Raw genomic sequence first — 23294 nt, 5'->3', positions numbered from 1 at the left:
CCGCGGGCACGAAAAAGGGCGGGGTGACCCGCCCTCTGCTTCCGCTCCGGTCTGCCAGCCGCTGTCAGTACCAGCGCCGGCACATTTCGTAGCGGCCGAACCCGATATCGGTAACGCAGGGGGCGCGGCGCACCCTCTTGACGGTGGAGACCTTCACCGGCCGCCGGTACACCCGCGGCGCATAGGGGTTGCGCAGGCGTTTCCAGTAATAGCCGCGGACATAGACGTATTTGTAGCCCCGCGGGGTCGAATAGATCGGCTCCCGGAACGGGTAGCCGAGCGTGGTATCGACCGGGGTCCAGGCCGGCCCGCGGGGTGGCGTATAGACCGGCACCGCCCTGAAACCGGGCGGCTCCCAATAGCCGGCAGCGGCGCCGACCGCGAGCTGGCGCGCGGAGGCGGGAATGGTGACGGCGACGAGCGCTGCGAGCGCAAGGACGGTCGGTCGAATTGGCATGAAGGGCTCCGGGACCAGCCGGGGCAGTCTAGCCGGGGGATGGTCGGACTGGAAGCCGATTATCCACATTCCGCGAGGCGAGTGTCATATGTGGCACATGCGCATGCGGCACATGCGGCGGTCGACGATGCAGCGCAACCATGCAATGGAAAGTCGCAGGCACGCTGTTGCAAACGCTGCCAGTGCGATCGCTTGCACGATGTGGTTCGCGAGATCATGAATGAGCAAAGCCGCGGCTGGCGTTCAGCCTTCGCTAACGCAACTTAACCGAAGCTTACTGACGATATTGCTGAATGCGCGTGGTGCGCAGGCCGGCAAGGCCATGTTGCTCGATCGAGAATTGCCAGGACAGGAATTCCTCGGTCGTGAGCGTGTAGCGCTGACAGGCCTCTTCGAGCGAGAGCAGGCCGCCGCGCACGGCCGCGACCACCTCCGCCTTGCGGCGGATAACCCAGCGCTTGGTCGATGGCGGCGGCAGATCCGCGATCGTGAGCGGAGAACCGTCCGGCCCGATCACATACTTGACCCTCGGGCGATGAGGTTCAGTCATGGTTGCACTCACACACTCAACCGACAAACTCATTTGAATGTAGCTTGACCCGCTTAAGATTTGCCTAAGCGCAACATTCAATTGAGAAATGCCAGCGAGCCCCGCGGCGCGCATGGTTTTAATCGCCCGTTAATACGCTGGGATTCGATACGTGTTGCGTCAGGACGCACCGAGCTGACGCACGACGCGCTTGATCTTGTCGAGCGCATGATCGGTGTTGTTGACAGACAGCGTCGGCGGGCTCTTGGACAGGTCGACGGAATCGACAACGCCCTGGATCTCGGTGGAGACCGCAACGCCCTGGCCCGCCGCATCCTTTGCGGTGATCGAGAGCGTATAGTCACCGTCCGGCTGCTTGACGCCCGAATTGTTGCGGCCGTCCCAGACGAAGTTCTGAATGCCGGAATTGAGCGAATAGCTGCCCGTGAATACGGTGGCGCCGGCAGAATTCAAAATGTTGATGGTGGCGGAAGCCGGCTTCGGAGAATTGAAGCTCCAGCCCGCCCCGTCACTGGTCAGTCGCGAGGTCTGGCCGTCGATCGCGACGGTATGACCGACGAAGCCGAGTGCCTGTGTCGATTGCGCGGTTTTCTGCAGCGAGACCAGTGTTTCGAGCTGGGTGTTGGATTTCAGCTGCTGCTCGACCTGCGCGAATTGCACGAGCTGCTGGGTGAACTGGTTGGTGTCCAGCGGATCGAGCGGGTTCTGGTTCTTCAGTTGCGTCGTCAGCAATTGCAGGAAGGTGGTGAAGTTGCTGGCGAGCGTGTCGTTCGCCAGATTGGCCGGCGTGTTGGCATTGACCGCGGCGGTGATGGAGGTGGTGGTCTCTGCGATGGTGGACATGCTGGTCACCTTTGGGATCAGACGCGGATATCGATGCCGCCACGCGCGCCGAGTGCACGGGAATAGCCATTCGCGGCTTGGCTTGGCGCGACCTCGGTATCGTGGATCGCGACACGGGCGCCGCGCGGAAGATCGTCGGAATCACGCCGCTGCTGTGCGAAGCCCTGGTCGCGCAGCGAGAATTCGAGCGCGTGGTCCGATGTCTTCAGACCCGCCTGCTGCAGCGCGCGCTCGAGCGTGGACTGGTCGCGCCTGAGAAGGTCGTATGTATCGGCACGCTCGATGACGAGCCGCGACGTGACATTGCCGTCGCGGTCGATGTCGAGCCGGACGTCGATGCGGCCAAGCTCGGGCGGGTCGAGCCGGATCTCGAATCTTGAATTGCCGGCGCGCGATTGCGCCGCGATTTCGACGGCAAGAGCCTGGAGCGGTACCGCCTGCGCCACGCCGCTCGCTTGCGGCGACGCGGACTGGATCGCGGTTGCATGGGTCGAGACGGGGCTGGCGAGTTGCACGGCCAAGTCGACCGTCGACTTTCCGGCGGGCAGGGGCTCTTCAGGCTTTACCGCCGTTTCAGACGGGGCGCCGGATGGTTCCGGTGTCAGCTCAGGACGGGGCGTCGCGGCGGGGTTGGCAGCTTGCTTGCCAGGTCGGGCCGCTTGACCCTCCGCTTCGTCCGATTGCACCAAAGCCCCGTTGGCGGTTTCCAGGTCGGGCTCGCCGGAGGGCTCTTTCTCGGCCATCGATACGGCCATGATCTGCGGCGGTGCCGTGTCCGGTTGCCCCGGCGGCTGCGGCGCAGCATCGGCACCGGAGCCCGCCGGTTCGCCGGAAGCGGCGGGAAGTGGCACGGTCTGGCCGGGCTGGACTGTCTCGGGTATGTCCACGGCTTGCGGCGCGACGAATTGCGGGGCGGCCGCGCTCGCGCCTGTCGGGATGCCTGCGTCGGCAGGGATCGGCGCCGGGAACGCGTTTGCGACGGGCGCTACCAAAGGCTCGGCGACCGGGACGGCAGCGTCGGCGACCGTCGTCGCAGGCGGCGTCTCAGGTTCTGCCCCCGCAGCCGCCTCCGCAATGACGATTGCTTCTTCGGGTGCCTCCGCGGACGGGTCAGCCCGGCCCGGCTCGGCGGGCGCCGGTGCGTCGCATTCGGGGCTCGATTCGTGCCGGTCCGCGGGTCGGGCGGCCGGGTGAGTCTGCGTTCTTCGCGGCGCGCGGTCGGTCTGATGGGGTTCGGGGCGGGCCTCGCTTTCCATCAGGGCCGCAAAGGAGCCGTGCGCGCGCATGTCCGTCGGCCGCTCCGCGCGGTCCGACTTGGCGGCGCGATGCGACACGAGGGATGTTTCAGGTGTGACGCTGGTCACTGATCCGGCACTCCAGACGAATTCCAGGTGAGAAAAGCGGGTCTGCGGGTTCGCTTTTGCAAGCCATGCGCCAGCGATCCGCCCGAAAAAATCCAGAAAAAACAATCGCCTCCGCTGGAGCGCAAGGGGCTAAACCGGCAAGGGCAGCCGTCACCCGGCAGGAAATTCCTATTTCGCTCCCTATATCGGGTCCGATTGCCTCGGCCTGCGCTAGCCTTGTACAAGCGGGCGTGGAAAGGGCAGCGAAACGCCGACGTTCCAGGGAGTGCGGCACAGGCCGCGGACTTCATGATCAATTCGCTTGGTGTCGACCGCCGGCCGCAGGACACTCGGGTCGTGGTCGCGATGTCTGGTGGGGTGGATTCGTCCGTCACAGCGGCGCTGCTCGCGTCCGAAGGCTACGATGTCGTTGGCGTCACGCTGCAACTGTACGACCATGGTGAGGCCGCGCATCGCAAGGGTGCCTGCTGCGCAGGGCGCGACATCCATGATGCGCGCAACGTCGCGGCAACGCTGGGCATCCCGCATTACGTGCTCGACTATGAAAGCCGCTTCAAGGAAGCGGTGATCGACCGGTTCGCCGAAAGCTATGTCGCGGGCGAGACGCCGGTGCCCTGCATTTCCTGCAATCAGTCGATCAAGTTCCGCGACCTGCTTGACACCGCCAAGGAACTCGGCGCGGCGGTGATGGCGACCGGGCATTACATCGCCTCTCGCGCCCTGCCGGACGGCGGCCGCGCTCTGTATCGCGCGCGGGAAGAGGAGCGTGACCAGAGCTATTTCCTGTTCGCGACCACGCGCGAGCAACTCGACATCCTGCGCTTTCCGCTGGGCGACCTCACCAAGGGGCAGACTCGCGAGGCCGCGCGCAAGTTCGGGCTCTCGGTCGCCGACAAGGAAGACAGCCAGGATATCTGCTTCGTGCCGCAGGGCCGTTATACCGACATCATCGAAAAGCTGATGCCGGGCTCGGCCGATGCCGGCGAGATTGTCGATCTCGACGGCAGGGTGCTTGGCAGCCACAACGGCATCATCCGCTTTACCATCGGTCAGCGAAAGGGCCTCGGCGTCTCTGCCGGCTATCCGCTCTATGTGGTGAGGCTCGATTCGGCGTTGCGGCGCGTGGTCGTGGGTCCCCGCGATGCGTTGCGCACGCGCCGCATCGGGCTGCGCGAGGTGAACTGGATCGGCGACGGCACGCTTGCCGAGGCGCTCGAAGGCGGACGGCGCGAGGTGTTCGTGAAGGTACGCTCGACGCGACCCCCACAGCCGGCCTGGCTGATGCGGGGTGACCAGGGCGTCGCAGTCGAACTGATCGACGGCGAAGACGGCGTCGCACCCGGACAGGCGTGCGTGTTTTACGATGCGCCGGCGGGTCAGGCGCGGGTTCTCGGCGGCGGATTCATCAAGAGCACGCAGCCGGTGACGCATGCTGCGAACGTTGACAATCCGGAAGTCGCAACGGTGTCGACCGCGACCTGATACGGGCATGGCTGGGGAGCTCGATACAGCCACCATCACCAAGGCCTATGCGCGCTGGGCGCCGGTCTACGACCTGGTCTTTGGTGCGGTGTTTGAGAAAGGCCGGCGCGCTTCGATCGAAGCGGCTGAACGCCTCGGCGGACGCGTGCTCGAAGTCGGCGTCGGAACCGGAATTTCGCTTCCGGATTATTCGCGCGACACCAGGCTGGTCGGAATCGACATTTCCGAGCCAATGCTGCGCAAGGCGCAAGCGCGCAAGCGCGACCTTCAGCTCGACAATGTCGAAGCGCTGTCGGTGATGGATGTCGGGCGTCTCGGTTTTCCGGACCAGACGTTCGACGCGGTGGTGGCGCAATATGTCATTACCACGGTTCCGGATCCGGATGCCGCGCTCGACGAGTTTGCCCGCGTCCTCAGGCCCGGTGGCGAGATCATCCTGGTCAACCATATCAGCGCGGAAGGCGGGCTGCGGCGTAGCTTCGAACTGCGATTCGCCCCTGTCGCGCGCCGGCTTGGCTGGCGGCCGGAATTCGAGTGGGCGCGCCTGCAGGCCTGGGTCGACCGCAATCCGCCGATGCGCGTGATCGAGCGAAGGCCGATGCCGCCGCTCGGACATTTCTCGATGATACGGTTCGGCAAGCCGCGCTAGAATTGCCGATTGGCTTTCGCGTTCGAGCATTGTCGTGATCCGGAATGCAGCAAGCGATCCGGATCGCTACGGCGTTTCGCGCGGTGACGGTTGGGTGACGGGTCACAAACCGGTCCGGTGTGTCCTTGATGCGACCACGGCTCCAAATTTAAGTGAACAAAATTGTTCATTTAAATATTGACAAGCTGGGAGGTCAGGCATTAATGCCCCTCGTATGTGAACAATACTGTTCACTGAAATAGAAAGAGCACCCATGACCATTCTTGCGCAACGCAACCGTGCCCTCGTGGAGGCATTCCTCGACGGCACCCATTCCGGCAATCTCTCGGTTATCGACACCACGGTCGCGACTGACATCGTGACTCACGGTTTTCCGTGCGGGCACAACCCCGCCAGTCGCGGCGAATACAAGCAGTTCTTTGCCGAATTCGGCCGTTCATTCAGCAACATGAACTATCGGACGCTGGCCCTGACGGCCGATGAGAATTGCGTCGCCGCGCGCTTTCTCGTGGAAGTGGACCATACCGGCGACTATCTCGGCGTCCCGCCGTCCGGGAAGCGCGTGTCGTTCACCGGCATGGCGCTGTACCGGATTCAGAATGGGATGATCGCGGAAACCTGGCTGCATCTTGATGGCCTGAGTTTCCTTGGCCAGATCGGTGCGATCGTCCCGAGAGCGGCTTGACCGAATGACGGGATGCCGCGGCTGCGGCATCCCGCTTCGGGCAAGGAACAATTTTGGAGGCCTGGCGGTTGGAGCGGCATGGCACGCAATCTCAAAACGGGTGTCGCCGCCGCGACCGCAATTGCACTGCTTTTGCCTTTGACGGCGCTGTGGGCGCAGACCAGCGAGCCGGCGGTTCCTGCGCAACCCGCGCCTCCCAAGCTCGATCCGAGAGCCTGTTCCGACCGCGATCGACTGGCGAGAGGCGACGTGGTGGAGAATGACGGCCCCGCTCCGCAGAGTCAGGAGCTTCTCAGCGACAAACTGGCACGCACTGACGGCGTGATCTGCCCACCGCTTGGGCTGGACCCGCATATCCGGGCGCCTGCGCCACGCACCGGCAGCGACATGCCGGTGATCACGCCACCCGCGAGCCCGGGGGGCGCGCCACCGCCGAAATAGGGGCCGGGCGCGGTTTTTCCGGCACGATTGCTTGACACCTTTTCGAGGTGAACCTTATATCCCGCACGCTTTCGGGCGGTCCGGGTTTGCGGACCCTGCCCGGCCAGGCGGCGGGGTAGCTCAGTTGGTTAGAGCAGCGGAATCATAATCCGCGTGTCGGGGGTTCAAATCCCTCCCCCGCTACCAACAATCCCCCCTCTTCGGAACGCGCCGTGAACAGGCTGCGATCGTCGCCGAGCAGCGCGGCGAGGTTGCCTTTGATCTCAATCGAAAAGCCGCGGGTGTTCGGCGGCGCATGCACGATCACACGGTCGACGATTTTGCGCACCGCCGCGATGGCGTTGTCGCGCCGGCTGTCGTCGTTGTTTGCAAGCACCGCCTGCAGTTCCGTGAGGTCCCGCTCGAAGCCGGCGATCGCGCCCGGATGGAGCGCCACCGGTTTCGGCTTTTCGTCCAACGCGGCCAGTGCTGCTTCAAGCGCGACCCTGTCACGTTCCAGCCGTCTGATCGGTTCGCGGAACGTGGCCGGGTCGTCATCGCCATACATCAGGGCATGCATGGTGCGATCCGTGGCCCGGCGGTTTTCGCCGATCAATCGTTCCAGTCGCGTGCGCTCGCGGTTCGCATTCGCTGCCAGCCGCTGGCGCGCTCGGTTATAGGCTGTGACATAGACCTTGAGCGAGTCGGGGCGGCCGAGCGTCGATGTCAGTCCATTCAGCACCAACCGCTCGATCGCGTCGCGGTCGACCTTGCGGCCGTTGTCGCAGATCCCGCTTTCGCGATGCGCCGAACATTGCACCCGTGCGCTCTTGCCGGCCTTGCCAAGCGACGTCATGCCGGCACCGCAGGTGCCGCAACGCAACAGCCCGGAAAGAGGCCGCGGCGGGCGCCGGTGCAGGTGGGCGGCCATCGGCCGTTCGCGGGCCTTGCGCTCCTGCACGGCGGCAAATGCCGCATCGGACACGATGCGCAGATGCGGAGCGGCTGTGCGCATGATGTCACCTTGCGGATTCGGTCGCGACACCCGCTTGCCGGTCGCCGGGTCCTTGACCATGCGCAGCCGGTTCCAGACGATCTCGCCACGATACAGCGGATTGAACAGGATGCCGCCGCCGCGGGCGCGATTGCCGTTGATCGTCGACGCATTCCAGTGCGAACCGCGCGGCGCGGCGATGCCGTCGCGGTTCAACGCCGCGGCGATCGCGCGCGGCGGCTCGCCTTGCGCATAGGCTTCAAAAATCCGCCGCACGATCGCGGCCTCGGCATCGTCGATCGCAAGCTGTCCCGGCGTCGCGGTCTTGCGATAGCCATAGGCGCGCCCGCCGGTGTGGCGGCCTTCGCGGATCACGCCGGCCATGCCGCGGCGGATATGCGCCACCAGATTTTCAATGAACATTTCGCCCATGAGCGCGCGGAGGCTGCCGTCGATCTTGGTGACCGCACCGCCCTGGCAATGAATTGCAATGCCCCGGAAATCGAGCCGCTTGCGGATATTGTGCCAGTCGCCCTGGTCGCGCGCGATGCGGTCGATTTCGGTGGCGACCAGGACGTCGAAGGCCTTGCTGTCGGCGGCGCGCAGCATCGCCTGCAATTGCGGGCGGTTGGCAATCGACGAGCCCGAGATCGCGCGATCGGCGAACACCTGGACGATGGCGAAGCCCTGGCGCTCGCAAAGCGTCCTGCACAGCGCGACCTGATCCTCGATCGAGCGTTCGTTCTGTAGGTCCGACGAAAAGCGGGCATAGATGGCGGCGCGCATGGGTTCTAATCCCCTAGCGCCGGCGCTGTGCAACCTTGCGAGACGCGGCTTGTTCGGCGGCGCGGTGATCTTCGAGCGCCGTGCCTTCGGCAAGCGCTTCCAGGATGGCGATCTGGTCCGCGGTCAAAGGCGGCCGCGCCGGGGTCGGATGGTCCGGGCGCGGCGATGAGGCAATGAGGCGCGGCCGTGTCATGCCGGCGGCCGTGCCGGGTGCTCGGCAAGGAAGCGATCGACATGCCGTTTTTGAAAGACGCGCAGGCGCCGGCCGCGGCGCACCGCGTAATGTCCGCCATGGGGCTTGAGCAGCCCGCGCGCGATCGCGGTGGCGAGGGCGGCGCGGGCTGCCGTGCGAAACCGCTTGCTGCCTTGCACGGCTCAGCCCCGGTCCGCGGCGAGCGTGCGGGCGCGCCGCGCGGCTGCGGCGCCGTGGGCGGCAATCTGCGACGCGGTCCAGCCGGCAAGCTCCAGATCGGCTTCGGTGACACAGCCGCGATTGGTGGCAAAGACCAGAAAATCATCGGCCATCTGGCCGACGATCTTGGCTTCGGTCCGAAGGCCGGCACGGTCGAGATAGGGCGAATGCGTGGCGACAAGGGCGTAGTCTCGCGAAGCGGGTTTTGACATTGGTTCCTCCATGGCGAGGCGCCAATGTAAGATTTGCTTTCAATTTCTGTCAATAAAGAAAGTAATGCTTTCATTAAGGTGGGGCCTTAGCGGGAGCGTTCTATAATTTGGCTGAGTGATCCGTCTTGGAAAATTAGGTCTCCAAATTGATAGTTGTGTAATTCTTTGATGCCATCTGCTGTTGTTGATCTGGTTCGCCGAAAGGGGCGCCCCCAGCAGGTGGAATGTGCTTGAATTACGGTCATGCCGATAGCTGGCGCACCTTTGCGCTCGCAGGCGGCGCGGGCTTCTTTTGCCGCCGCGACGGGGTCGCGCAGGCTAAGGTGAATCACGTTGACCAGAGGCATGAAGGCGGTAGCGCCTTTGTCGGTCTCAATCTCAAAAGAGGCGCGTATCGGGTCGCTTTGTGCGATCACTGATCTCACAATGAATGTGCGGGCGGCTACATCTTTGCAGTCGGATGTTGGTAGCATGCCGGGGGCTCGGCACATTGGGACCGTGGTGCGCGGCGCGGTGATCCAAACTCTCTTGTTGATATATTCTTTGCATTCAGAGCGCGCCATGAAGCAATCGATGGCGGCATTTTGTCCAAAGCAGCATGTTGTTGCGAGAAGGAAGGGGGTTGCCGCTATTGAAGCAAAAAGGGAGGGTCGCATGCTTTCAATCCATGGTCAGTCGGCACAGATAGCGGCCGATGATCGCCACTTCGTCCAGGTTTCTCTCGTAGGTCTGGTGGCGCGGATTTTCCGGGATGATCATCACGCGCGGCGGTTCGGAATTCGGAATGAGTTCGAGTCGCTTCAGGGTCTGGCCGAAGCCGTCGTTCAGCGCAAAGATGCCGGGCGGCGACGGCATCCGGCGTCCGGTATCGATGAACACGAAGTCTCCGTCGCGAATGCGGGGCTCCATGGAATCGCCCTCGCATTCGACGATATGCACGGCCTTGATGCTGCCGGGCAGGCGGCGGCGCAAAACCTGTTCCGGAATTTTCCATGTGTCGATGATCGGCAAGGCCGCCACCGATCCGTTGCCGACCGGAATCTGGATGTGCTCGGCTTCCTCGGTGCTGCCCATGCCGATGCGCGCGGCGACGCGCGGTATCTCGCCGGCGGGAATGTTGCTGCGCTGGTCGCCCGATAGCGTCGCCCGTGCCTTGGCCTCGGCGGCGTCGAGGTCGGGATCGAAAGACGGAATGATGGCGTCCCGCGCGCCCGGCGCGCGCCCGCGATTGTTGGCGAGCCAGTCAAACGACACCTCGAATTCATCGGATATCTTTTTCAGGTTTTTGGCCGTGATCCCTTTGCCCAATTCCCAATTGCCGACCGCGCCGCGCGTGACCTTGAGCGCCTTGGCGAAGTCCTCCTGGCTCATGTTGTTGATTTCCCGGACCCGCACGATGCGGCGGCCCTGGTCCCGGTCGACGGCTGTCTTCTGCTTGATCATGGCGGCCTGAAAGCTGCCCTTACGGCGGCCCGCTGGCATTGAAAGACTTGCTTGCAATGAATTGAAAGCAATGCTTTCAATTGCGCATGGAACAGGCCTTGATTCGCGCTCTGGAAAAGGTTGGCGGTCCGTCCGGTCTGGGGCGGGCCTTGGGCATTAGCTCGCAAGCGATATCGCAATGGCGACGGTGTCCGGCCGGGCGCGTGCTGGCGGTCGAAGCCAAGAGCGGCGTGTCGCGCCACGAGCTTCGCCCCGACCTGTATCCGCGGCCAGGTGCGCGCGTGGTGGCACGATGATGCGCGCGCGGCCGCTGCCTTGGCTTTGTGGTGCCGGTTGTGTGGGGGCGTTCGCATGCGCGAATCATCGAGAGGCCGCTCGCCGCGGTCAAAGCTTTTCAAGGAACAATCGTTCTTCCAAAAATCTCAAAGAACAAATGTTCTGCCGCGCAAGCTCAGCCGCTTCGGCGTCTGTGTGGTCGCGCTGTGGCCGCACAAGCCGGCGCGCCATCTGGCCGACCGGCTCGGCATCACCGAGGAAAATGCCAATCAGCTTATCCGCGGCGACCGCAAGGTCACCGCGAAGGCGGCGGCTGTCATCAATAACGAAATCATCTGACCCGCGCGCGGCTCTCCGGCGCGCCACCGGAGGCGCGCGATGACACCGCTCAAGGTCCAGCCGGTCACCGACCCTCTCGGCGCGTTTCTGGATGAATGTGCGCGCGGCGATGTTGGGTGCGCGACTCCCGTGAACTTAATGCCCCCGCTCTATTTTCTCTTTTCGCTGTCCGAACTGAAATCATTCGCGGCCGAGGCGCGTGCGCAAGGGCGCGTTGCCGATGCCGAACGGTTCGAGGCCGCGATCGCGCGCTGGGACAGTCGCGTGCAGGCGTCATGGCGCCGCTTCGCGGACCTTGGTGGCGATCGCGTCCAGGCTCTCGCGGCCGGCGGCGAATGTCGCGACCGTTCGTTTGGCCTGCGATGGCGTCATGCCTTTCAGGGCCAGTGTTTCGGTGTGCGACAGCGCCTCTTCGGTCTGTCGGATGATGCGAAGGCCGCCAGCGGGGTTCTGCCGCAACAGGATCGTGATCAGGGCCTCGATTGCCAGCAGGCGCCCGGCCAATTGCACTTCGTAGCTGTCAAGCGGGCTTTCGCTCACGGCGGCTGTCTCCATCGGTTCTGGACGGCGCTTTGCAAGCTTAGCAACTCTGCCGGAGGCGCGCGATGACACCGCTCAAGGCCGGCGTCGAAAGTCGCGATGCGATCGAATGGGTCTTTAGTTCGAGCGCTTCTTCCGGCGCGTCTGAGCGCGCTTGTAGGCCTGCAGCATGCCGTTCGCGAGTTGCTCAAGCTGTGCGTCGCTTATGCGCAACGCGACGCTCTGCGGTGCGTCGGCGGGTCCGTAACCCAGTTCGAGCAGCACTGCATCGTCTGGTGTCACTCCTACGGCGAACGACCGGAGGCGCCAAATGACTATGCGATCCATGAATGTGTCCCGCGACCGTTGTGGTGCTGCCAAGCCTACCACGCGTCTGCCGATCGCCCGCGTGCTGGAGCGCTTCGCCGCGGTGATCATGTTCGCCGTGCTGGTCTACATGCTCGGCATCGTCATTTCGATGCTGGAAGTCTGGCAGCGTCCGCCGCGCGCGGGCGGCATGTCCGGCGTCTCCGCGATCATGCATGCGGCCGCGACCGGCAACCCGCAGGCCGGCACCCGCGAATATCGCCGCGCGCTGCCGGTCGTGATCGGCGCGCCATGCGTGCTGATCGTCCATGGCGCGGATGGGCTCGGCCTCATTTCGTCGCGCATGGTGTGCGCCGGTCAGGTCTGCATCGAGACCGATCTTGCAATCGACCGGCAGGGCCGCGTCGTCTGTACGCCCGAGGCGCCGCGATGAGCGCAAACCCTTTCCTTTCCGTGCGCGGGGGTGTGGCTCTTTCAGCCGCGCATGGGAACGCCGGCGGGGCGATGAAGGACGCCCTCTGTGGTCGCCCCGCCGGCTGTGATTCCTCGAACGATGATGGCTCCGACCGGTTAGCCGGGCTGCCCCTGCGGTGGGCTGAGATTCATCAACAATATGAGCGCCGAGGCGGTGAAAGTCTCGAAGGCCGCAAGCGCATATTTGGCCTGATCCGGCAACGGCTCGCCGCTGGCCTTCGCCGCTTCGCGCACATTGTGCTCCGCGTTGCGCATGACATCGACCAGGAAAGCCGGCGGCTCGTCTGCATGGGATGCGACGCGCGCAAGCAGGGCAAAGACTGTGGCCTCCAGCGCTATCTGGCGCCCCGCGATCTCCGCTACCTCGATGTTCATTTCGTCCCCTCTTTCAAGCTGGAATTGCCGAAGGCTAGCACGCGGGGGCGGTCCCGATGAAACAGTCGCGCCTCATGTCGCTTGTCGAAAGCCTGATCAATATCGCGGTCGGGCTCGGCGTTGCCATGGTGGCGAACGCCATCATTCTTCCGGTGCTCGGCTTTCCGATCACGCTGGCGCAGAACGTGATGATCGCGGCCTTCATGACCGTGGTGTCGATCGCCCGCAGCTACGTGCTGCGCCGGCTGTTCGAGGCGCTGCATATCCGCCATCCGCTGTCGCCTGGGGCGCTGGCGATTGTCGCCGAACGCCGTCGGCAGATCGAGGCCGAAGGCTGGACGCCGGAGCATGACCTTGCGCATGCGCCGGGCGAACTGGCGAAGGCCGGCGCAAGCTATGCGCTGTCTTTGACCGAGCGCGGTGACCTGCCGCCGGTGACCTGGCCATGGTCCGCGGATTGGTGGAAGCCAACCGACCATCGCCGCAATCTCGTCAAGGCCGGCGCGCTGATCCTGGCCGAACTCGATCGCGCGGATCACGCGCGCAAGCGGGGCTTTCGATGAGCGCGCATCGCACCCGCGGCGTGTTCGTGCCGCTGCCCGAGGTCGAGGCGCATCTGGCCTGCGGCTGGAGCATCGTCGATGACCTCATGGTGCGCGATGGCTCCGGCGCCGTGCGGCTCTTAGGGATGGACGAGGTGGTGCTGATGGCACCCCGACCGGACCTGTCCGATCGGGGACACGAAAAGCCGGCGGCGTCGGAAAGCGAAGCGGCATGATCATCGCATCGCTCATCCTCATCCGCGCCGTGATCCTCCTGTGCCTGCTGGCGCTGGCTTTGATCAGCTATCTGGCGGTCGCGCGCGAGACGCGGGGCCGGACGCGGGACCATGAGGTCGAATGATGGCGCGGCTCGCATCGGCGCTCAACGACCTGGTGGCATTCGGCTTCGACGTGCTGGCAAGGCCGCATGACCTGTCGGCGGCGTCGCGGGTGCCGCTTCAGGCCGCGATCGTGGCGCAGCTCGGCGAGCAATACCGCACGCAAGGCCAGTTCCTGCGCGGCGCCGAAACGCTGGTCGCCGCGCTCGATCAGCTCGTGTTCTTTCGCCGCGTCGATCCCGACCTCGCGCCGGCGTGGGAGGCCATTGTTGGCGCGGCGATCGCGGTGACCCGCGCGCAGGCCTGGAAATCGATCGCCTGGGAACAGGAGCACCTGACATGAACCGCGCAACATTGATCGGCCATCTCGGCAAGGACCCGGACATTCGCCGCACGCAAGACGGCCGCCCGATCGCCACTCTGTCGCTCGCCACGTCCGAAAGCTGGCGCGACAAGCAGACCGGCGAGCGCCGCGAAAAAACCGAATGGCACCGCGTCGTGGTGTTCAACGAGGGGCTCTGCAAGATCGCCGAGGGCTATCTGAAGAAAGGCATGCAGGTCCTGGTCGAGGGGCAGATCGAAACCCGCAAATGGACCGACAAGGACGGCGTCGAAAAATACACAACCGAAATCGTGATCCGCGCGTTCGGCGGCCAGATCAAGATGCTCGGCAAGAAGCGCGATGACGATCGCGCCGACGCCGGCGGCGCCGGTTCGTCATCGGAGTCCGGTGCGTCCGGCGGTGCGCGCAAGCCGGCGATGGCCGGTGGCGGATCGCGCGACATGGACGATGAAATTCCGTTCTAGGCGGAAGGAATTGCCTGCGAAGTCTGTAACCAGCCGATGGCGACAACGCAGGGCCTTTGGGGACCATCGGGAGAGGCAGCCGGCCGCTCACCTCAGAGCCGGATGGCAGCCGGGAAAGACCGGCAACACAGTTTTGATGATGGAGGGCAAGTTGATGGCGAAGGCACGGAAGGCCGCGAAGGCCAGGACAAGGACGGCAAAGAAGGCGAAACCGAAGCGCGGCATCTATCAGGCGGCGGATGCGCGCCGCAAGCGGCCGCTGCGCAGGCCCGGCGAAAGCGCGAAGGCGCATCGGGAACGCATCAAGCGCGCGCGCGGTGAAAAGACCGGCGCGTGGCTCATTGATGCTGCCACCGGCAAGCCCTTCTCCGTCACGCCGATGCCGGCCGCCAAGCCCGGCCATCACCCCGGCCAGCCGACCCGCAAGGTCTCCGAGATCAAACTCGGCGCGCGGCACCGGAAAGACTTCGGCGACCTCGCGTCGCTGGCGCGCTCGATCGACGATCGCGGCGGGCTGCTGCAGCCCATCGTCATCACCAAGGACAACAAACTCATTGCCGGCGAACGGCGCTTGCGCGCCTGGCCGCTGACCCGGTTCAAGGCCCAGCCGATCCCGGTTCATATCGTCGATATCGATTCCGTGGTCGCCGGCGAATGGGACGAGAACGCCAAGCGCAAGGATTTCACGCCCTCCGAGGCGGTCGCGATCAAGCGCGCGCTGGAGCCGGTGGAGCGCGCCAAGGCCAAGGCGCGGGTGCATGCCGGCGTCAAGTCGGATGATGCCGGGCGCGCGGCCGACAAGGTCGCCGAATATCTCGGCCGCGACCGCAAGACCATCGCCAAGGCCGAAGAGGTGGTGGCGGCGGCCGAAAAAAATCCGAAGAAATTCGGCGCGCTGGTCGAGCAGATGGACAAGACCGGCAAGGTGTCCGGCGTGCACAAGCGCCTGCAAATTCTGCAGCAGACCGAGGCCATCAAGAAGACGAAGCCCGGCCTGCCGATGAAGGGCAAGGTCGGTGGCGCGGTGATCGATTTCCCCTGGTGGTCGGACGGCTGTGATGTCTCGCAGGAAGAGATCGATGCCGCCGGCCGTTCGTTCCGGCCCTATCCGGCGATGTCCTATGTCGCGGGCAAGGCCTTCATGCGCGACCAGGTGGCGCCGATCCTGGCCGATGATTGCGTGGTCGCGATGTGGGTCACCAACTGGCACATGCCTTACGTGTTCGAGTTCCTCAAACTGCTGGGCTTCAATCGCGACGCCGAAGGCAAGCCGCCGCATGCCACCATCCTCACCTGGAACAAGGTCAGGATCGCGCGCGGCCAGACCTTGCGCGAGGTCACCGAGCATGTCGTCATCGCGCGCCGCGGCAAGGTCACCGTCAATCTCGGCAACGAGACCACGCTGCTGACCGAAGAGCGCCGGGAAAACTCGCGCAAGCCCGATGCGTTCTATGCGCTGTTTGAGAAGGTGTTTCCCTGCAAGCGCTATGCGGACATTTTCTCGCGCGGCGGCCGCGGGCCGCGGTGGGATTGCCATGGCGACCAGATCGGGAAATTCCCGCCGGCGATCGTGCAGGCGGCGACCGATGCGGTCCTGGCCGAGGCCAAGGGTGTGCGCGGCGAGTTGTCCGGCGCGCCGCTGGTGGGCGATGCCGATGACGGCTGGCACCGCAGCGATTCGTTGCTCGGCGCGCTGGTGATGATCCATGACGGCCGCGCGGCCGAAACCGATGTCGACACCGTCACCTTCCTGCAGAAGCACAAGCTGGTGACCGGCGGCGCGCGGCCGAAGCTGACGGCGAAGGGCGTCGTCGAAAAGAACAAGCTTGCCGAAGAGGTCCGCAAGGACCGGCTCGCCGCGCTGCCTTCGTCGATCGACGATCTCTGTCACGGTTACAAGGTCGCGGTCGCGCAGTTCCACGAGGCGGTCCTGGCCGGCGATCGCGATCGCGAAGCGGTCGCGCTGGAGCGGCTCGATCTCCTGCAGGTCAAGGCCAATGGCGGCGATCGTTTCGGCATGGCGGTGGCAAGCTCCGATGCGGAGGCGCTTCGCGCCGGCGCGGCCGCGCCGCTTGGCACCGTGCCGCTATGGGGTCAGCGCGGGCTGTTCCGGGTCATGGTCGACGGCACACCGCATCTGGTGTCCTATGCCGATGATCATTTCGGCATCCATGCCGAGGACCCGGACAAGCCGTTCGTCTCCGAAACCGGCTATCGGTCCATGTTCGTCGACGGCGAGGACCGGCGCGGCAAGACCGTCGACCAGGCGGTGATCGCGCTGATCGATCATGCCATCCGCTTCGATACCAGTTCCGGCAAGGACCGGCCGCGCAAGGGCAAGCTGCCGATGCCGGCCCATGTTTATGTGATGCCGGAAAACGCCGATGGCGGCGCCGATCGCAAATTGAAGCGCCTCTCCGCAAGTGCGGCGCGCAAGCGCCTGATGAGGGATGCGGTCGAAGCGGCGGCCGGAACGGCGCCGGTCGCGCCGGTCGACAATATCCTGGCCGAACTGGAAACCATCGATCGCGGCGGCGATGTCGGCAAGGCGATGCGGGCGCGCCTGGTGAAGGATGGCCTGGTGGTGTTGCGCGGGGCGCGCAAGCGGCCCGAATTGACTGCGGTCGGCGCCGAGCGGTTGCGGGAATTGCGGCTGGCCGCGGCGCCGCAAGCGTCCGAACCGGTGCAGGCCGATATAGAGGACGCGATCGCGGCGCAGGCCGCGCCCGCCGAAGCGCAGGCGGCCGCGTGATGGCCAGAATGGATGGTCCGCTGATCTATGACGAACGCCCGTCCGGCCGCATCGAGGTGCGGCTCGGCAAGCGCATCATCGGCGTGGTGACGCCGTGGCCCTATGGACAGCGCAAGCAGGCGCATTGGGTGCTGGCGCTGCCGCGCGCGGACGGCACGCCCATCGTCGTGCCGCGCGGCGCGCCATCGGTGCCTTCGGCATGCCGCGCGCTCGCCTTCGCCGCCGAGGAATGGTTCGCCGGCGCCGGTGACGATTTCTCCGGCCTGGTGCGGCGGCTGCGGGCGCAGCGCGAGGATTCGATCCGCACCCGCGATCTGGAGGCGCTCCATGGATAGGGCCGGGCTCATGCCGCGCGGCTGGCGGCCGATCGAAAGCGCGCGCAAGGACGGCACGCTGTATCTGCTCCTGGTGCGGCAGGACCTCGATCGCGGAAGCAGCAACAATCCGACCGAGGACCAGCTCGTCTATCGCACCATCGGCCACAACAATTTCGATCGTGACGGCGAGGATGTCTGGTGCTTTGCCGGATGGTCCTGGTCGCATGACATGTTCGTGCAGGGGCGCGGCGCGCCCATCGCTTGGCAACCGATGCCGGACGCCAGGTGATGACCGTCTATGTCGACGACATGCACGCGGTCCCGATGGGCGAATTCCGCGGCATGAAAATGTCGCACATGATCGCCGACACCGAGGCCGAGTTGCATGCGATGGCCGCTTCGATCGGCGTTCAGCGGCGCTGGTATCAGGGCGACCATTACGACATTGCGCTGTCCAAGCGCGCGCTGGCGATCAGGGCCGGCGCCGTTCCAGTCCCGCTGCGGGTGCTGGCGCGCATGGCGATGAACCGCAGGCGTGGGCGGCCGCTCGGCACTCCGGAGGAGGCCGCGGCCGCGCTCGGCGAAACGGTGCAATTGTCGATGCCGCTCGGCGCGTTCGATCGCGCCATCGCGGCCGCGTCGTCAAAGCTGCAGCGCGATCGATTTGTGCGGGAGGTGCAGGCACGCTGGCCGGGCGCCGAGGTGATCACAGTGCGGGATGGTCGCTAATAGGAAAATGACAACCATGTTCAAGCTACCCGCTGAGGCGCACACCATCCGACTCTGCAAGGTTGTTCGTAACGAATTGATCTTGTGTGAGCCGGTGATCTTCCACGGTGGTGCGCCTGCCGTGGATACGATCCTGCGCCGCGCTGCATTAGGAGGTAAGGTTGGGCCGCTCGGCGAGACCGGCGACTATTGGGCCGATTTGATGGACGCCGACGCCGACAACCTTGTCGAGACGATCGCGCTCGACCGCGGCTCATGGAACGCCATCAAGAACAAATGGGCGCGTTGTAAGATATGGGCGCCGCTGCGGGAACGCGCTCGCGCCATCGGACTTCGCGGCTAATCGGGCGAAAACGAAAATGTCCCGCCCCGCGCATCTGACCGCCGATATCCTCGACCTCTTGTCGCGCGTGGTGGTGTGCCCGTCCGGCTGCTACCTCTGGACCGGCGGCAATTCCGGCACCGATCGGGCGGTGCGCGGCTCGAATTACCCGCGCTGCAATAGGCCCGGCACCCGCACGGCGATGGCGGCGCATCGCCGGGTGTTCGAATTGTTCAACGGCCCGATCCCGGACGGCTTCACCGTCGATCACGTCTGTGCGGAATGGGTCGCCGATCCGTGGCTGTCGCGGCTGTGCGTGCGGCCGGAGCATCTGGAGGCGATCAGCGGCGCCGAAAACACCCGGCGCATGATCCGGCGGCGGCGCCGCACCCATCCGCTGGAATTCATCGAGCCGCCGCAGCTCGTCATTCCCGATGCGCCGGTATTGCTGGCGCCGGGCGAAAGTGCGGAGGATTTCGCCGATGCCTACTGATCTGCCATCGCTCGCTTTGTCGGTCCGGCAGCCCTGGGCCTGGGCCACCGTGCATGTCGGCAAGCCGCTGGAGAACCGCTCGGCCGCGATGGTGCGGCATCTTCATCCGCTTCGCGGCCGGCGCGCGATCCATGCCGCCAAGGGCATGACCCGCGAGGAATACGAAGACGCGCGCGAATTCATGCGCGGGCTCGGCGTCGAATGTCCCGCGCCGGCCGACCTCAAGCGCGGCGGCATCATCGGCTCGGTCGACGTGGTCGGCGTGGTGTCGCGCAGCGACAATCCCTGGTTCTTCGGTCCGCGCGCGCTGGTGCTGGACGATCCGCGGCCGTGCGAATTCGTCCCGGCGATCGGCGCGCTCGGATATTTCGCCTGGTCGCCGGCCGATCCGTCGATCGTGCCGGGGCCGGCGCGCTGGATGCTGCCGCGCGCGGATCATTCGTCACCGGATTTGTTCGGGGGCGGGCGATGATCGTTCTCACGAATTGTAACATCGGCGCTGCAAGGCTTTCTCGCATCGTGCGTCGCGATCGGCGCGCAACTTGTTCAATGTTCATCGTGTCAAGTTTTTCGAATTTTCGGTCTCAACGCCTGCAGCGCAAGGGTTTGCTGAACGCGAATGATGCTCGCGACGAAAATCGTGGAAGTCGATTTGCTAGACTGTCGTTCTCATCATCAAAGGAGAGCGATATGCCAAGACTTCGCGCGATGTCAGCCAAGCAACGGGACATGTTGTTGTCGTTTTATCGTGACGGCGAGGCGATCGATATCTGTGATTTCGATGGTGACTTCGGCTGGCACAATCGGGAGCGGGTGATCGATGCGCTGGTCCGGCGTGGCTATCTAACCGAACATTGCGCTGTTACCGATAGCGGCCGGAAGGCGCTCGGCGTGTCATGACCGATCCCGCCCCGCAACCTGCCGCGCGCGCAACGCCGGTCTTTGGCGAGGCGTCCTGCCGCGCGTCGCTGAGCTGGGGCGACCTGATCGCGTGTCCGCGCTGCGCGCTCGCCAAGGACAAGGACGATCCTTCGCCGCTGCCATGCCGGGCGCGCGCGATCAGTCTGTCGATGATCATCGATGCGCTCGCCCACCAGGCGCAGGCGATCGAGACCGGCCAGGTCGCGGCCAAGCATGCCGGCTACCGGCAGTTTGCCCATCACGGCGAGCTTGAGCGGGCGCAGCTGTTGCGCGCCGGCGCCAAGCTGCTGGCGCTGATCAAGGACGATGAGGTGTTGCGTGCGCGTCTGCTGACTCCAAAACAAAAACCCGAGACGACATAGCGCAATGCTTGAAGCGGCACTCTCCTATGCCCGGCTCGGCTGGCCGGTGTTTCCCTGTCACCCTGAAACCAAGCGGCCGCTGGTGAAAAGCGATGTTGCGGGCGAGGGCGGGTTGAAGCTCGCCAGCACGGACGAGGCGCAGATCTGCAAGTGGTGGGGAAAATGGCCGCACGCCATGATCGGCGTGCCGACCGGCGCGCCGATCGGCGCCTTCGCGGTCGACCTGGACGCCGGCACCGACAAGAAAACCGGCAAGGTATTTACCGCTGCGGGCTTGCGTGCGGCACTCGCCGAGGCGCTCGGCGCAGCCTTGCCGGCGACGTGGGAGGCCGTCACGCCGCGCGGCGGCGAGCACATCTTCTATGCGCCGCCGGCCGGCCGGCCGATGCCCGGCAATCGCACCGGCGTGATCCCGCGCGTCGATATCCGCGGCGATGGCGGCTATGTGGTGGTGGCGCCCTCAAAGCGAGCGGATGGCGCGGCCTACACATGGCGCACCGGCCCGCACAGCGGGGCACTGGCGCAAGCGCCGTCCGAATTGATGGACATGGTGCTGCGGGAGGGTCAATGGGCGCCCGAGGCGTCGCCTGCGGATTTGCCGGCAAATGTGGCGAGCGCACCGGTCGCGGCCTTCACGCCGGCGGTCGACGAGGGCGTGCGCGAATACGCCGCCAAGGCGCTGCATGCCGAATGCGAAGCGGTGGCGCGCACCGGTGAAGGCGGCCGCAACCAGGCGCTGAATATCGCCGCGGTGCGGATGGCCGAACTGGTGGCGGCCGGCGCGCTCGATCAGGCGCTGGTGCAGCGCAGGCTCGAAGAGGCGGCCGCGCAGAACGGGCTGACCAAGGATGACGGCATGCGCGTGGTCCGCAACACCATCCGCTCCGGTTTCCGAAAGGGGCTCAAGCAGCCCCGGGATCTCCGCGCCATTCGCGACAATGTCGCGCGCCGCAAGGAACGCGCGGCGCGCGGCGAATCCTCCTTCTCCTATGATCCGCGGCCGGAGCCGCCGCCCTATGACGAGGTCGGTGCGTTTGATGATCCGCCCGCGTTGCCATCGCCTTCGCCCGCGCCGCGCGCGCCCTCCGCCGCGGCAGCAGAAAATTTCGGCGCATCCTCCCAGTCGGGAGGATCGGACCGGCCAGGCGATCGGGCAGGTCATGGCGATACCGATGGCCGCACCGGCGCCGGCCGCCGCGCCACCGACCGGCGCGGCGCGGGCCGGCGCGATTTCACGCCGGCGGAAAAAGCCGATCTCGACAGGCGCCTGGCATTCTTTCCGCAGACCGATCTCGGCAACGCCGAGCGGTTTCGCGAACGCATGCGCGGCCGCATCCTGTGGTGCGCGCCGATCGGCTGGCTGTACTGGTGCGGCACATACTGGATGGCGGACGGCGCCAATGAAATCGTCAAGGCGGCCGAGCATGAGGTGGCGCGCTCGATCCAGGACGAGGCCGATGCCATTGCCGGCACCGATCGCGACGTGCTGGTCAGCTCGAAAAAAATCGGGCGCAAGGACGAGCAGGAAATCGTCGAAACCTTCCTGTCGGATATCCTGCGGCAATGGGGCCGCGTCACCGAAGGGCGGCAGCGGCTGACCGCGATCGCCGACCGCGCGCAGGCCTTCCTGGCGGTCGATCCCGCCGACCTCGACGCCGATCCCTATGCCGTCAATGTGCGAAACGGCACGCTGCGCATCGTCAAGGTCGACGGCAAGCCGCAAATCAAATTCGCGCCGCATGCGCCAGGCGACCTCATTACCAAGATCGCCAATGTCGCCTATGACCCGCTGGCCGATTGTCCGCTCTATGACCGCTTTCTGGAAGAGGTGCAGCCCAAGGCCGATGCGCGGCGCTTCCTGCATCAATGGAAGGGGCTGTCGCTCACCGGCGATGTCACCGAGCAGCGGCTGTGCGTGTTCTGGGGCAAGGGCAAGAACGGCAAATCGGTGTTCGAGGACACCCACGCCTTTGTCGCCGGCGATTATTGCGAGACCGTGCCGATCGAGACCTTCCTGTCCGAAGGCAAGGGCCGCAATGCCGGCCAGGCCACGCCGGACCTCGCGATCCTGCCCGGCGTGCGCATGCTGCGGACCTCGGAACCGAAACGCAACGCCGCTTTGGACGAGGGCCTGATCAAGCTCGCGACCGGTGGCGAGCCGATCCAGGCGCGGCATCTCAACCGCGACTATTTCAAGTTCTATCCGCAGTTCAAGCTCACCATCTCCGGCAATTACCGGCCGAAGATCGAAGGCGCCGACGAGGGCATCTGGCGGCGCATGATCCTGGTGCCCTGGACCTATACGGTGCCCAAGGACAAGCAGGACAAGACGCTCACCGCCAAGCTGCGGGGCGAGGCGTCCGGCATTCTCAACCGCGTGCTGGACGGCTTGCGCGACTGGATGGGCGGCAACGGCCTTGCTGTGCCCGACGATGCGGATGCGGCGACGCGCGAATACCGCTCTGATTCCGATCCGCTCGGGCGCTTTCTCGAAGCCTGCACCGAACCGGACCCGCAGGGCCGCGTGCAATCCTCGACCCTGCATGCGGTGTTCTGCGCCTGGGCCGACGCCAACGGCTCCAGCAAATGGAGCGGCCGCGGCTTCTCCCTGGCGATGAGCGAGCGCGGCTTTCACAAGAAACAGTCGGACGTGATGTGGTGGCTCGGCTTGAAGCTCGTCAAGTTCGTCAACGATTTTGTCGACGAAAGCGGCAAGCCGCGCGCCGCCAGGCGTGACGACGAGCCCGGCGAAGGGGCGGGCGGCGCGGCGGGCGATGACGAGATCGGGGTGTTCTAGGTGATTCGGTTTTTCGTGCTTGTGATTCGCCTGATCGCGGCAAGCTCCCATCCTCCCATTTTTGGGAGGATGGCCGGTCTTGCAAGCCGTTGATCGCGTTGGCTTTGGGAGCTTGAGGGAGGAATGGGAGCTTTTTTTCACCATCGGACTCACTGTGCGCGTGTGCGCGTGCGCATGCGTGAGCCGTCATGGCAGACAAGCTCCCAATCCTCCCGATCCTCCCAAAATATTGGTTTTGTCCTTTGTTTATCGGGGTTTCCGGATTTGGTGCTCGATCGCGCCAAGCTCCCACAAGCTCCCATGATCC

At 65.2% G+C, this 23294-nt stretch carries 35 protein-coding genes and 1 tRNA gene; 23 read left to right on the top strand and 13 right to left on the bottom strand.

Annotated features, from left to right (window positions below; translation table 11 throughout):
- Nucleotides 1-64: 64 nt before the first annotated feature.
- From AB7F49_RS20870 to AB7F49_RS20855, 4 genes are all read right to left on the bottom strand, one after another.
- Nucleotides 65-457 (bottom strand): hypothetical protein, encoded by a 393-nt coding sequence (locus tag AB7F49_RS20870; RefSeq protein WP_428525857.1) that lies wholly within the window; start codon nt 455-457, stop codon nt 65-67.
- Nucleotides 458-731: 274 nt separating this feature from the next.
- Nucleotides 732-1007, bottom strand: coding sequence for a DUF1153 domain-containing protein (locus tag AB7F49_RS20865; protein WP_086088690.1), 276 nt, complete (start codon nt 1005-1007; stop codon nt 732-734).
- Nucleotides 1008-1166: 159 nt separating this feature from the next.
- Nucleotides 1167-1850, bottom strand: a complete 684-nt coding sequence (locus AB7F49_RS20860) for a flagellar hook assembly protein FlgD (protein WP_428525855.1) — start codon at nt 1848-1850, stop codon at nt 1167-1169.
- A 17-nt stretch (nt 1851-1867) separates the two neighbouring features.
- Entirely contained in the window at nt 1868-3214 is a 1347-nt protein-coding gene (locus AB7F49_RS20855; protein ID WP_428525853.1) for a flagellar hook-length control protein FliK, read from the bottom strand.
- A 288-nt stretch (nt 3215-3502) separates the two neighbouring features.
- Here AB7F49_RS20855 and mnmA point away from each other — a divergent pair, with 288 nt between their 5' ends.
- The 5 genes from mnmA (at nt 3503) to AB7F49_RS20830 (ending at nt 6657) form a co-directional block, all read left to right on the top strand.
- Nucleotides 3503-4696: a tRNA 2-thiouridine(34) synthase MnmA gene (mnmA, locus tag AB7F49_RS20850; RefSeq protein ID WP_428525851.1), complete on the top strand. Its 1194-nt coding sequence runs from the start codon at nt 3503-3505 to the stop codon at nt 4694-4696.
- A gap of 7 nt (nt 4697-4703) precedes the next feature.
- Nucleotides 4704-5345, top strand: a complete 642-nt coding sequence (locus tag AB7F49_RS20845) for a class I SAM-dependent methyltransferase (protein WP_428525850.1) — start codon at nt 4704-4706, stop codon at nt 5343-5345.
- Nucleotides 5346-5598: 253 nt separating this feature from the next.
- Nucleotides 5599-6030, top strand: coding sequence for an ester cyclase (locus AB7F49_RS20840; protein ID WP_428525848.1), 432 nt, complete (start codon nt 5599-5601; stop codon nt 6028-6030).
- A gap of 78 nt (nt 6031-6108) precedes the next feature.
- Nucleotides 6109-6471 (top strand): hypothetical protein, encoded by a 363-nt coding sequence (locus tag AB7F49_RS20835; RefSeq protein WP_428525846.1) that lies wholly within the window; start codon nt 6109-6111, stop codon nt 6469-6471.
- Between the two features lie 109 nt (nt 6472-6580).
- Nucleotides 6581-6657: transfer RNA gene (locus AB7F49_RS20830), tRNA-Met, on the top strand.
- On the opposite strand, the gene AB7F49_RS20825 is transcribed toward AB7F49_RS20830, so the two are convergent.
- The 6 genes from AB7F49_RS20825 to AB7F49_RS20800 all read right to left on the bottom strand — a co-directional run bounded on the left by AB7F49_RS20825 (nt 6614) and on the right by AB7F49_RS20800 (nt 10336).
- Nucleotides 6614-8230 (bottom strand): recombinase family protein, encoded by a 1617-nt coding sequence (locus AB7F49_RS20825; protein WP_428525885.1) that lies wholly within the window; start codon nt 8228-8230, stop codon nt 6614-6616. The genes AB7F49_RS20830 and AB7F49_RS20825 overlap by 44 nt on opposite strands.
- A gap of 13 nt (nt 8231-8243) precedes the next feature.
- Entirely contained in the window at nt 8244-8423 is a 180-nt protein-coding gene (locus tag AB7F49_RS20820; protein ID WP_428525844.1) for a hypothetical protein, read from the bottom strand.
- Nucleotides 8420-8602 (bottom strand): hypothetical protein, encoded by a 183-nt coding sequence (locus AB7F49_RS20815; RefSeq protein WP_428525842.1) that lies wholly within the window; start codon nt 8600-8602, stop codon nt 8420-8422. The genes AB7F49_RS20820 and AB7F49_RS20815 overlap by 4 nt, the downstream gene beginning before the upstream one ends.
- A gap of 3 nt (nt 8603-8605) precedes the next feature.
- Entirely contained in the window at nt 8606-8854 is a 249-nt protein-coding gene (locus AB7F49_RS20810) for a hypothetical protein (protein WP_428525840.1), read from the bottom strand.
- 86 nt (nt 8855-8940) lie between these two features.
- On the bottom strand, nt 8941-9510 hold the full coding sequence (locus AB7F49_RS20805) for a hypothetical protein (protein WP_428525838.1): 570 nt from the start codon (nt 9508-9510) through the stop codon (nt 8941-8943).
- Nucleotides 9511-9514: 4 nt separating this feature from the next.
- On the bottom strand, nt 9515-10336 hold the full coding sequence (locus AB7F49_RS20800) for a LexA family transcriptional regulator (RefSeq protein WP_428525836.1): 822 nt from the start codon (nt 10334-10336) through the stop codon (nt 9515-9517).
- 47 nt (nt 10337-10383) lie between these two features.
- Here AB7F49_RS20800 and AB7F49_RS20795 point away from each other — a divergent pair, with 47 nt between their 5' ends.
- Nucleotides 10384-10593, top strand: coding sequence for a transcriptional regulator (locus AB7F49_RS20795; protein WP_428525834.1), 210 nt, complete (start codon nt 10384-10386; stop codon nt 10591-10593).
- Nucleotides 10594-10768: 175 nt separating this feature from the next.
- Nucleotides 10769-10912, top strand: a complete 144-nt coding sequence (locus AB7F49_RS20790) for a hypothetical protein (protein ID WP_428525832.1) — start codon at nt 10769-10771, stop codon at nt 10910-10912.
- Between the two features lie 273 nt (nt 10913-11185).
- Here the strand turns inward: AB7F49_RS20790 and AB7F49_RS20785 are convergent, their stop codons facing one another.
- Both AB7F49_RS20785 and AB7F49_RS20780 read right to left on the bottom strand, forming a co-directional pair.
- The gene (locus tag AB7F49_RS20785) at nt 11186-11452 is read right to left on the bottom strand and encodes a hypothetical protein (RefSeq protein ID WP_428525830.1); all 267 of its coding nucleotides are present in this window, start codon (nt 11450-11452) and stop codon (nt 11186-11188) included.
- 117 nt (nt 11453-11569) lie between these two features.
- A complete protein-coding gene (locus AB7F49_RS20780; RefSeq protein ID WP_428525828.1) occupies nt 11570-11779 on the bottom strand; it encodes a hypothetical protein in 210 nt (69 codons plus the stop codon).
- On the opposite strand from AB7F49_RS20780, the gene AB7F49_RS20775 reads away from it, so the two are divergent.
- A complete protein-coding gene (locus AB7F49_RS20775) occupies nt 11763-12191 on the top strand; it encodes a hypothetical protein (RefSeq protein WP_428525826.1) in 429 nt (142 codons plus the stop codon). The genes AB7F49_RS20780 and AB7F49_RS20775 overlap by 17 nt on opposite strands.
- 137 nt (nt 12192-12328) lie before the next feature.
- Here AB7F49_RS20775 and AB7F49_RS20770 read toward each other — a convergent pair whose 3' ends face one another.
- The gene (locus AB7F49_RS20770) at nt 12329-12607 is read right to left on the bottom strand and encodes a hypothetical protein (protein ID WP_428525824.1); all 279 of its coding nucleotides are present in this window, start codon (nt 12605-12607) and stop codon (nt 12329-12331) included.
- Nucleotides 12608-12663: 56 nt separating this feature from the next.
- On the opposite strand from AB7F49_RS20770, the gene AB7F49_RS20765 reads away from it, so the two are divergent.
- The 15 genes from AB7F49_RS20765 to AB7F49_RS20695 all read left to right on the top strand — a co-directional run bounded on the left by AB7F49_RS20765 (nt 12664) and on the right by AB7F49_RS20695 (nt 22987).
- Nucleotides 12664-13170, top strand: coding sequence for a DUF7220 family protein (locus tag AB7F49_RS20765; RefSeq protein ID WP_428525822.1), 507 nt, complete (start codon nt 12664-12666; stop codon nt 13168-13170).
- Complete coding sequence (locus AB7F49_RS20760; protein WP_428525820.1) at nt 13167-13385, top strand: hypothetical protein; 219 nt, start codon at nt 13167-13169, stop codon at nt 13383-13385. Before AB7F49_RS20765 ends, AB7F49_RS20760 begins: the two co-directional genes overlap by 4 nt.
- Nucleotides 13382-13510, top strand: a complete 129-nt coding sequence (locus AB7F49_RS20755) for a hypothetical protein (protein ID WP_428525818.1) — start codon at nt 13382-13384, stop codon at nt 13508-13510. The genes AB7F49_RS20760 and AB7F49_RS20755 overlap by 4 nt, the downstream gene beginning before the upstream one ends.
- The gene (locus tag AB7F49_RS20750; RefSeq protein WP_428525816.1) at nt 13507-13830 is read left to right on the top strand and encodes a hypothetical protein; all 324 of its coding nucleotides are present in this window, start codon (nt 13507-13509) and stop codon (nt 13828-13830) included. Before AB7F49_RS20755 ends, AB7F49_RS20750 begins: the two co-directional genes overlap by 4 nt.
- Nucleotides 13827-14294 (top strand): single-stranded DNA-binding protein, encoded by a 468-nt coding sequence (gene ssb / locus AB7F49_RS20745; RefSeq protein ID WP_428525814.1) that lies wholly within the window; start codon nt 13827-13829, stop codon nt 14292-14294. Before AB7F49_RS20750 ends, ssb begins: the two co-directional genes overlap by 4 nt.
- 154 nt (nt 14295-14448) lie before the next feature.
- Complete coding sequence (locus AB7F49_RS20740; RefSeq protein ID WP_428525812.1) at nt 14449-17046, top strand: MT-A70 family methyltransferase; 2598 nt, start codon at nt 14449-14451, stop codon at nt 17044-17046.
- A complete protein-coding gene (locus AB7F49_RS20735; protein ID WP_428525810.1) occupies nt 17046-17381 on the top strand; it encodes a hypothetical protein in 336 nt (111 codons plus the stop codon). Before AB7F49_RS20740 ends, AB7F49_RS20735 begins: the two co-directional genes overlap by 1 nt.
- Nucleotides 17374-17652, top strand: coding sequence for a hypothetical protein (locus tag AB7F49_RS20730; RefSeq protein WP_428525808.1), 279 nt, complete (start codon nt 17374-17376; stop codon nt 17650-17652). Before AB7F49_RS20735 ends, AB7F49_RS20730 begins: the two co-directional genes overlap by 8 nt.
- Nucleotides 17652-18092 carry a DUF4031 domain-containing protein gene (locus tag AB7F49_RS20725; RefSeq protein ID WP_428525806.1) on the top strand — a complete coding sequence of 147 codons (441 nt, stop codon included), beginning with the start codon at nt 17652-17654 and terminating at the stop codon, nt 18090-18092. The genes AB7F49_RS20730 and AB7F49_RS20725 overlap by 1 nt, the downstream gene beginning before the upstream one ends.
- Nucleotides 18093-18108: 16 nt before the next feature.
- Complete coding sequence (locus AB7F49_RS20720) at nt 18109-18435, top strand: hypothetical protein (protein WP_428525804.1); 327 nt, start codon at nt 18109-18111, stop codon at nt 18433-18435.
- A 16-nt stretch (nt 18436-18451) separates the two neighbouring features.
- Complete coding sequence (locus AB7F49_RS20715) at nt 18452-18907, top strand: HNH endonuclease signature motif containing protein (RefSeq protein WP_428525802.1); 456 nt, start codon at nt 18452-18454, stop codon at nt 18905-18907.
- Entirely contained in the window at nt 18897-19379 is a 483-nt protein-coding gene (locus AB7F49_RS20710; RefSeq protein WP_428525800.1) for a hypothetical protein, read from the top strand. Before AB7F49_RS20715 ends, AB7F49_RS20710 begins: the two co-directional genes overlap by 11 nt.
- A complete protein-coding gene (locus AB7F49_RS20705; RefSeq protein ID WP_428525798.1) occupies nt 19376-19807 on the top strand; it encodes a hypothetical protein in 432 nt (143 codons plus the stop codon). The genes AB7F49_RS20710 and AB7F49_RS20705 overlap by 4 nt, the downstream gene beginning before the upstream one ends.
- Nucleotides 19804-20190: a hypothetical protein gene (locus AB7F49_RS20700; protein WP_428525796.1), complete on the top strand. Its 387-nt coding sequence runs from the start codon at nt 19804-19806 to the stop codon at nt 20188-20190. The genes AB7F49_RS20705 and AB7F49_RS20700 overlap by 4 nt, the downstream gene beginning before the upstream one ends.
- A gap of 4 nt (nt 20191-20194) precedes the next feature.
- Nucleotides 20195-22987 carry a phage/plasmid primase, P4 family gene (locus tag AB7F49_RS20695; RefSeq protein WP_428525794.1) on the top strand — a complete coding sequence of 931 codons (2793 nt, stop codon included), beginning with the start codon at nt 20195-20197 and terminating at the stop codon, nt 22985-22987.
- The last annotated feature ends 307 nt before the right edge of the window (nt 22988-23294 follow it).

It is taken from the genome of Pseudorhodoplanes sp. (assembly GCF_050250235.1).
Lineage (GTDB): Bacteria > Pseudomonadota > Alphaproteobacteria > Rhizobiales > Xanthobacteraceae > Pseudorhodoplanes.
The sequence above is the reverse complement of the archived record's forward strand: the minus strand, read 5'-3'. Positions and strand labels throughout refer to the sequence as shown.

Excerpts from the sequence above, each read along its gene's own strand:
- AB7F49_RS20870 (WP_428525857.1), bottom strand. The coding sequence starts at position 457 with ATGCCAATTCGACCGACCGTCCTTGCGCTCGCAGCGCTCGTCGCCGTC.
- AB7F49_RS20865 (WP_086088690.1), bottom strand. The coding sequence starts at position 1,007 with ATGACTGAACCTCATCGCCCGAGGGTCAAGTATGTGATCGGGCCGGAC.
- AB7F49_RS20860 (WP_428525855.1), bottom strand. The coding sequence starts at position 1,850 with ATGTCCACCATCGCAGAGACCACCACCTCCATCACCGCCGCGGTCAAT.
- mnmA (WP_428525851.1), top strand. The coding sequence starts at position 3,503 with ATGATCAATTCGCTTGGTGTCGACCGCCGGCCGCAGGACACTCGGGTC.
- AB7F49_RS20845 (WP_428525850.1), top strand. The coding sequence starts at position 4,704 with ATGGCTGGGGAGCTCGATACAGCCACCATCACCAAGGCCTATGCGCGC.
- AB7F49_RS20840 (WP_428525848.1), top strand. The coding sequence starts at position 5,599 with ATGACCATTCTTGCGCAACGCAACCGTGCCCTCGTGGAGGCATTCCTC.
- AB7F49_RS20835 (WP_428525846.1), top strand. The coding sequence starts at position 6,109 with ATGGCACGCAATCTCAAAACGGGTGTCGCCGCCGCGACCGCAATTGCA.
- AB7F49_RS20825 (WP_428525885.1), bottom strand. The coding sequence starts at position 8,230 with ATGCGCGCCGCCATCTATGCCCGCTTTTCGTCGGACCTACAGAACGAA.
- AB7F49_RS20820 (WP_428525844.1), bottom strand. The coding sequence starts at position 8,423 with ATGACACGGCCGCGCCTCATTGCCTCATCGCCGCGCCCGGACCATCCG.
- AB7F49_RS20810 (WP_428525840.1), bottom strand. The coding sequence starts at position 8,854 with ATGTCAAAACCCGCTTCGCGAGACTACGCCCTTGTCGCCACGCATTCG.
- AB7F49_RS20805 (WP_428525838.1), bottom strand. The coding sequence starts at position 9,510 with ATGCGACCCTCCCTTTTTGCTTCAATAGCGGCAACCCCCTTCCTTCTC.
- AB7F49_RS20800 (WP_428525836.1), bottom strand. The coding sequence starts at position 10,336 with ATGCCAGCGGGCCGCCGTAAGGGCAGCTTTCAGGCCGCCATGATCAAG.
- AB7F49_RS20795 (WP_428525834.1), top strand. The coding sequence starts at position 10,384 with ATGGAACAGGCCTTGATTCGCGCTCTGGAAAAGGTTGGCGGTCCGTCC.
- AB7F49_RS20775 (WP_428525826.1), top strand. The coding sequence starts at position 11,763 with ATGACTATGCGATCCATGAATGTGTCCCGCGACCGTTGTGGTGCTGCC.
- AB7F49_RS20780 (WP_428525828.1), bottom strand. The coding sequence starts at position 11,779 with ATGGATCGCATAGTCATTTGGCGCCTCCGGTCGTTCGCCGTAGGAGTG.
- AB7F49_RS20770 (WP_428525824.1), bottom strand. The coding sequence starts at position 12,607 with ATGAACATCGAGGTAGCGGAGATCGCGGGGCGCCAGATAGCGCTGGAG.
- AB7F49_RS20765 (WP_428525822.1), top strand. The coding sequence starts at position 12,664 with ATGAAACAGTCGCGCCTCATGTCGCTTGTCGAAAGCCTGATCAATATC.
- AB7F49_RS20760 (WP_428525820.1), top strand. The coding sequence starts at position 13,167 with ATGAGCGCGCATCGCACCCGCGGCGTGTTCGTGCCGCTGCCCGAGGTC.
- AB7F49_RS20755 (WP_428525818.1), top strand. The coding sequence starts at position 13,382 with ATGATCATCGCATCGCTCATCCTCATCCGCGCCGTGATCCTCCTGTGC.
- AB7F49_RS20750 (WP_428525816.1), top strand. The coding sequence starts at position 13,507 with ATGATGGCGCGGCTCGCATCGGCGCTCAACGACCTGGTGGCATTCGGC.
- ssb (WP_428525814.1), top strand. The coding sequence starts at position 13,827 with ATGAACCGCGCAACATTGATCGGCCATCTCGGCAAGGACCCGGACATT.
- AB7F49_RS20740 (WP_428525812.1), top strand. The coding sequence starts at position 14,449 with ATGGCGAAGGCACGGAAGGCCGCGAAGGCCAGGACAAGGACGGCAAAG.
- AB7F49_RS20735 (WP_428525810.1), top strand. The coding sequence starts at position 17,046 with ATGGCCAGAATGGATGGTCCGCTGATCTATGACGAACGCCCGTCCGGC.
- AB7F49_RS20730 (WP_428525808.1), top strand. The coding sequence starts at position 17,374 with ATGGATAGGGCCGGGCTCATGCCGCGCGGCTGGCGGCCGATCGAAAGC.
- AB7F49_RS20725 (WP_428525806.1), top strand. The coding sequence starts at position 17,652 with ATGACCGTCTATGTCGACGACATGCACGCGGTCCCGATGGGCGAATTC.
- AB7F49_RS20720 (WP_428525804.1), top strand. The coding sequence starts at position 18,109 with ATGTTCAAGCTACCCGCTGAGGCGCACACCATCCGACTCTGCAAGGTT.
- AB7F49_RS20715 (WP_428525802.1), top strand. The coding sequence starts at position 18,452 with ATGTCCCGCCCCGCGCATCTGACCGCCGATATCCTCGACCTCTTGTCG.
- AB7F49_RS20710 (WP_428525800.1), top strand. The coding sequence starts at position 18,897 with ATGCCTACTGATCTGCCATCGCTCGCTTTGTCGGTCCGGCAGCCCTGG.
- AB7F49_RS20705 (WP_428525798.1), top strand. The coding sequence starts at position 19,376 with ATGATCGTTCTCACGAATTGTAACATCGGCGCTGCAAGGCTTTCTCGC.
- AB7F49_RS20700 (WP_428525796.1), top strand. The coding sequence starts at position 19,804 with ATGACCGATCCCGCCCCGCAACCTGCCGCGCGCGCAACGCCGGTCTTT.
- AB7F49_RS20695 (WP_428525794.1), top strand. The coding sequence starts at position 20,195 with ATGCTTGAAGCGGCACTCTCCTATGCCCGGCTCGGCTGGCCGGTGTTT.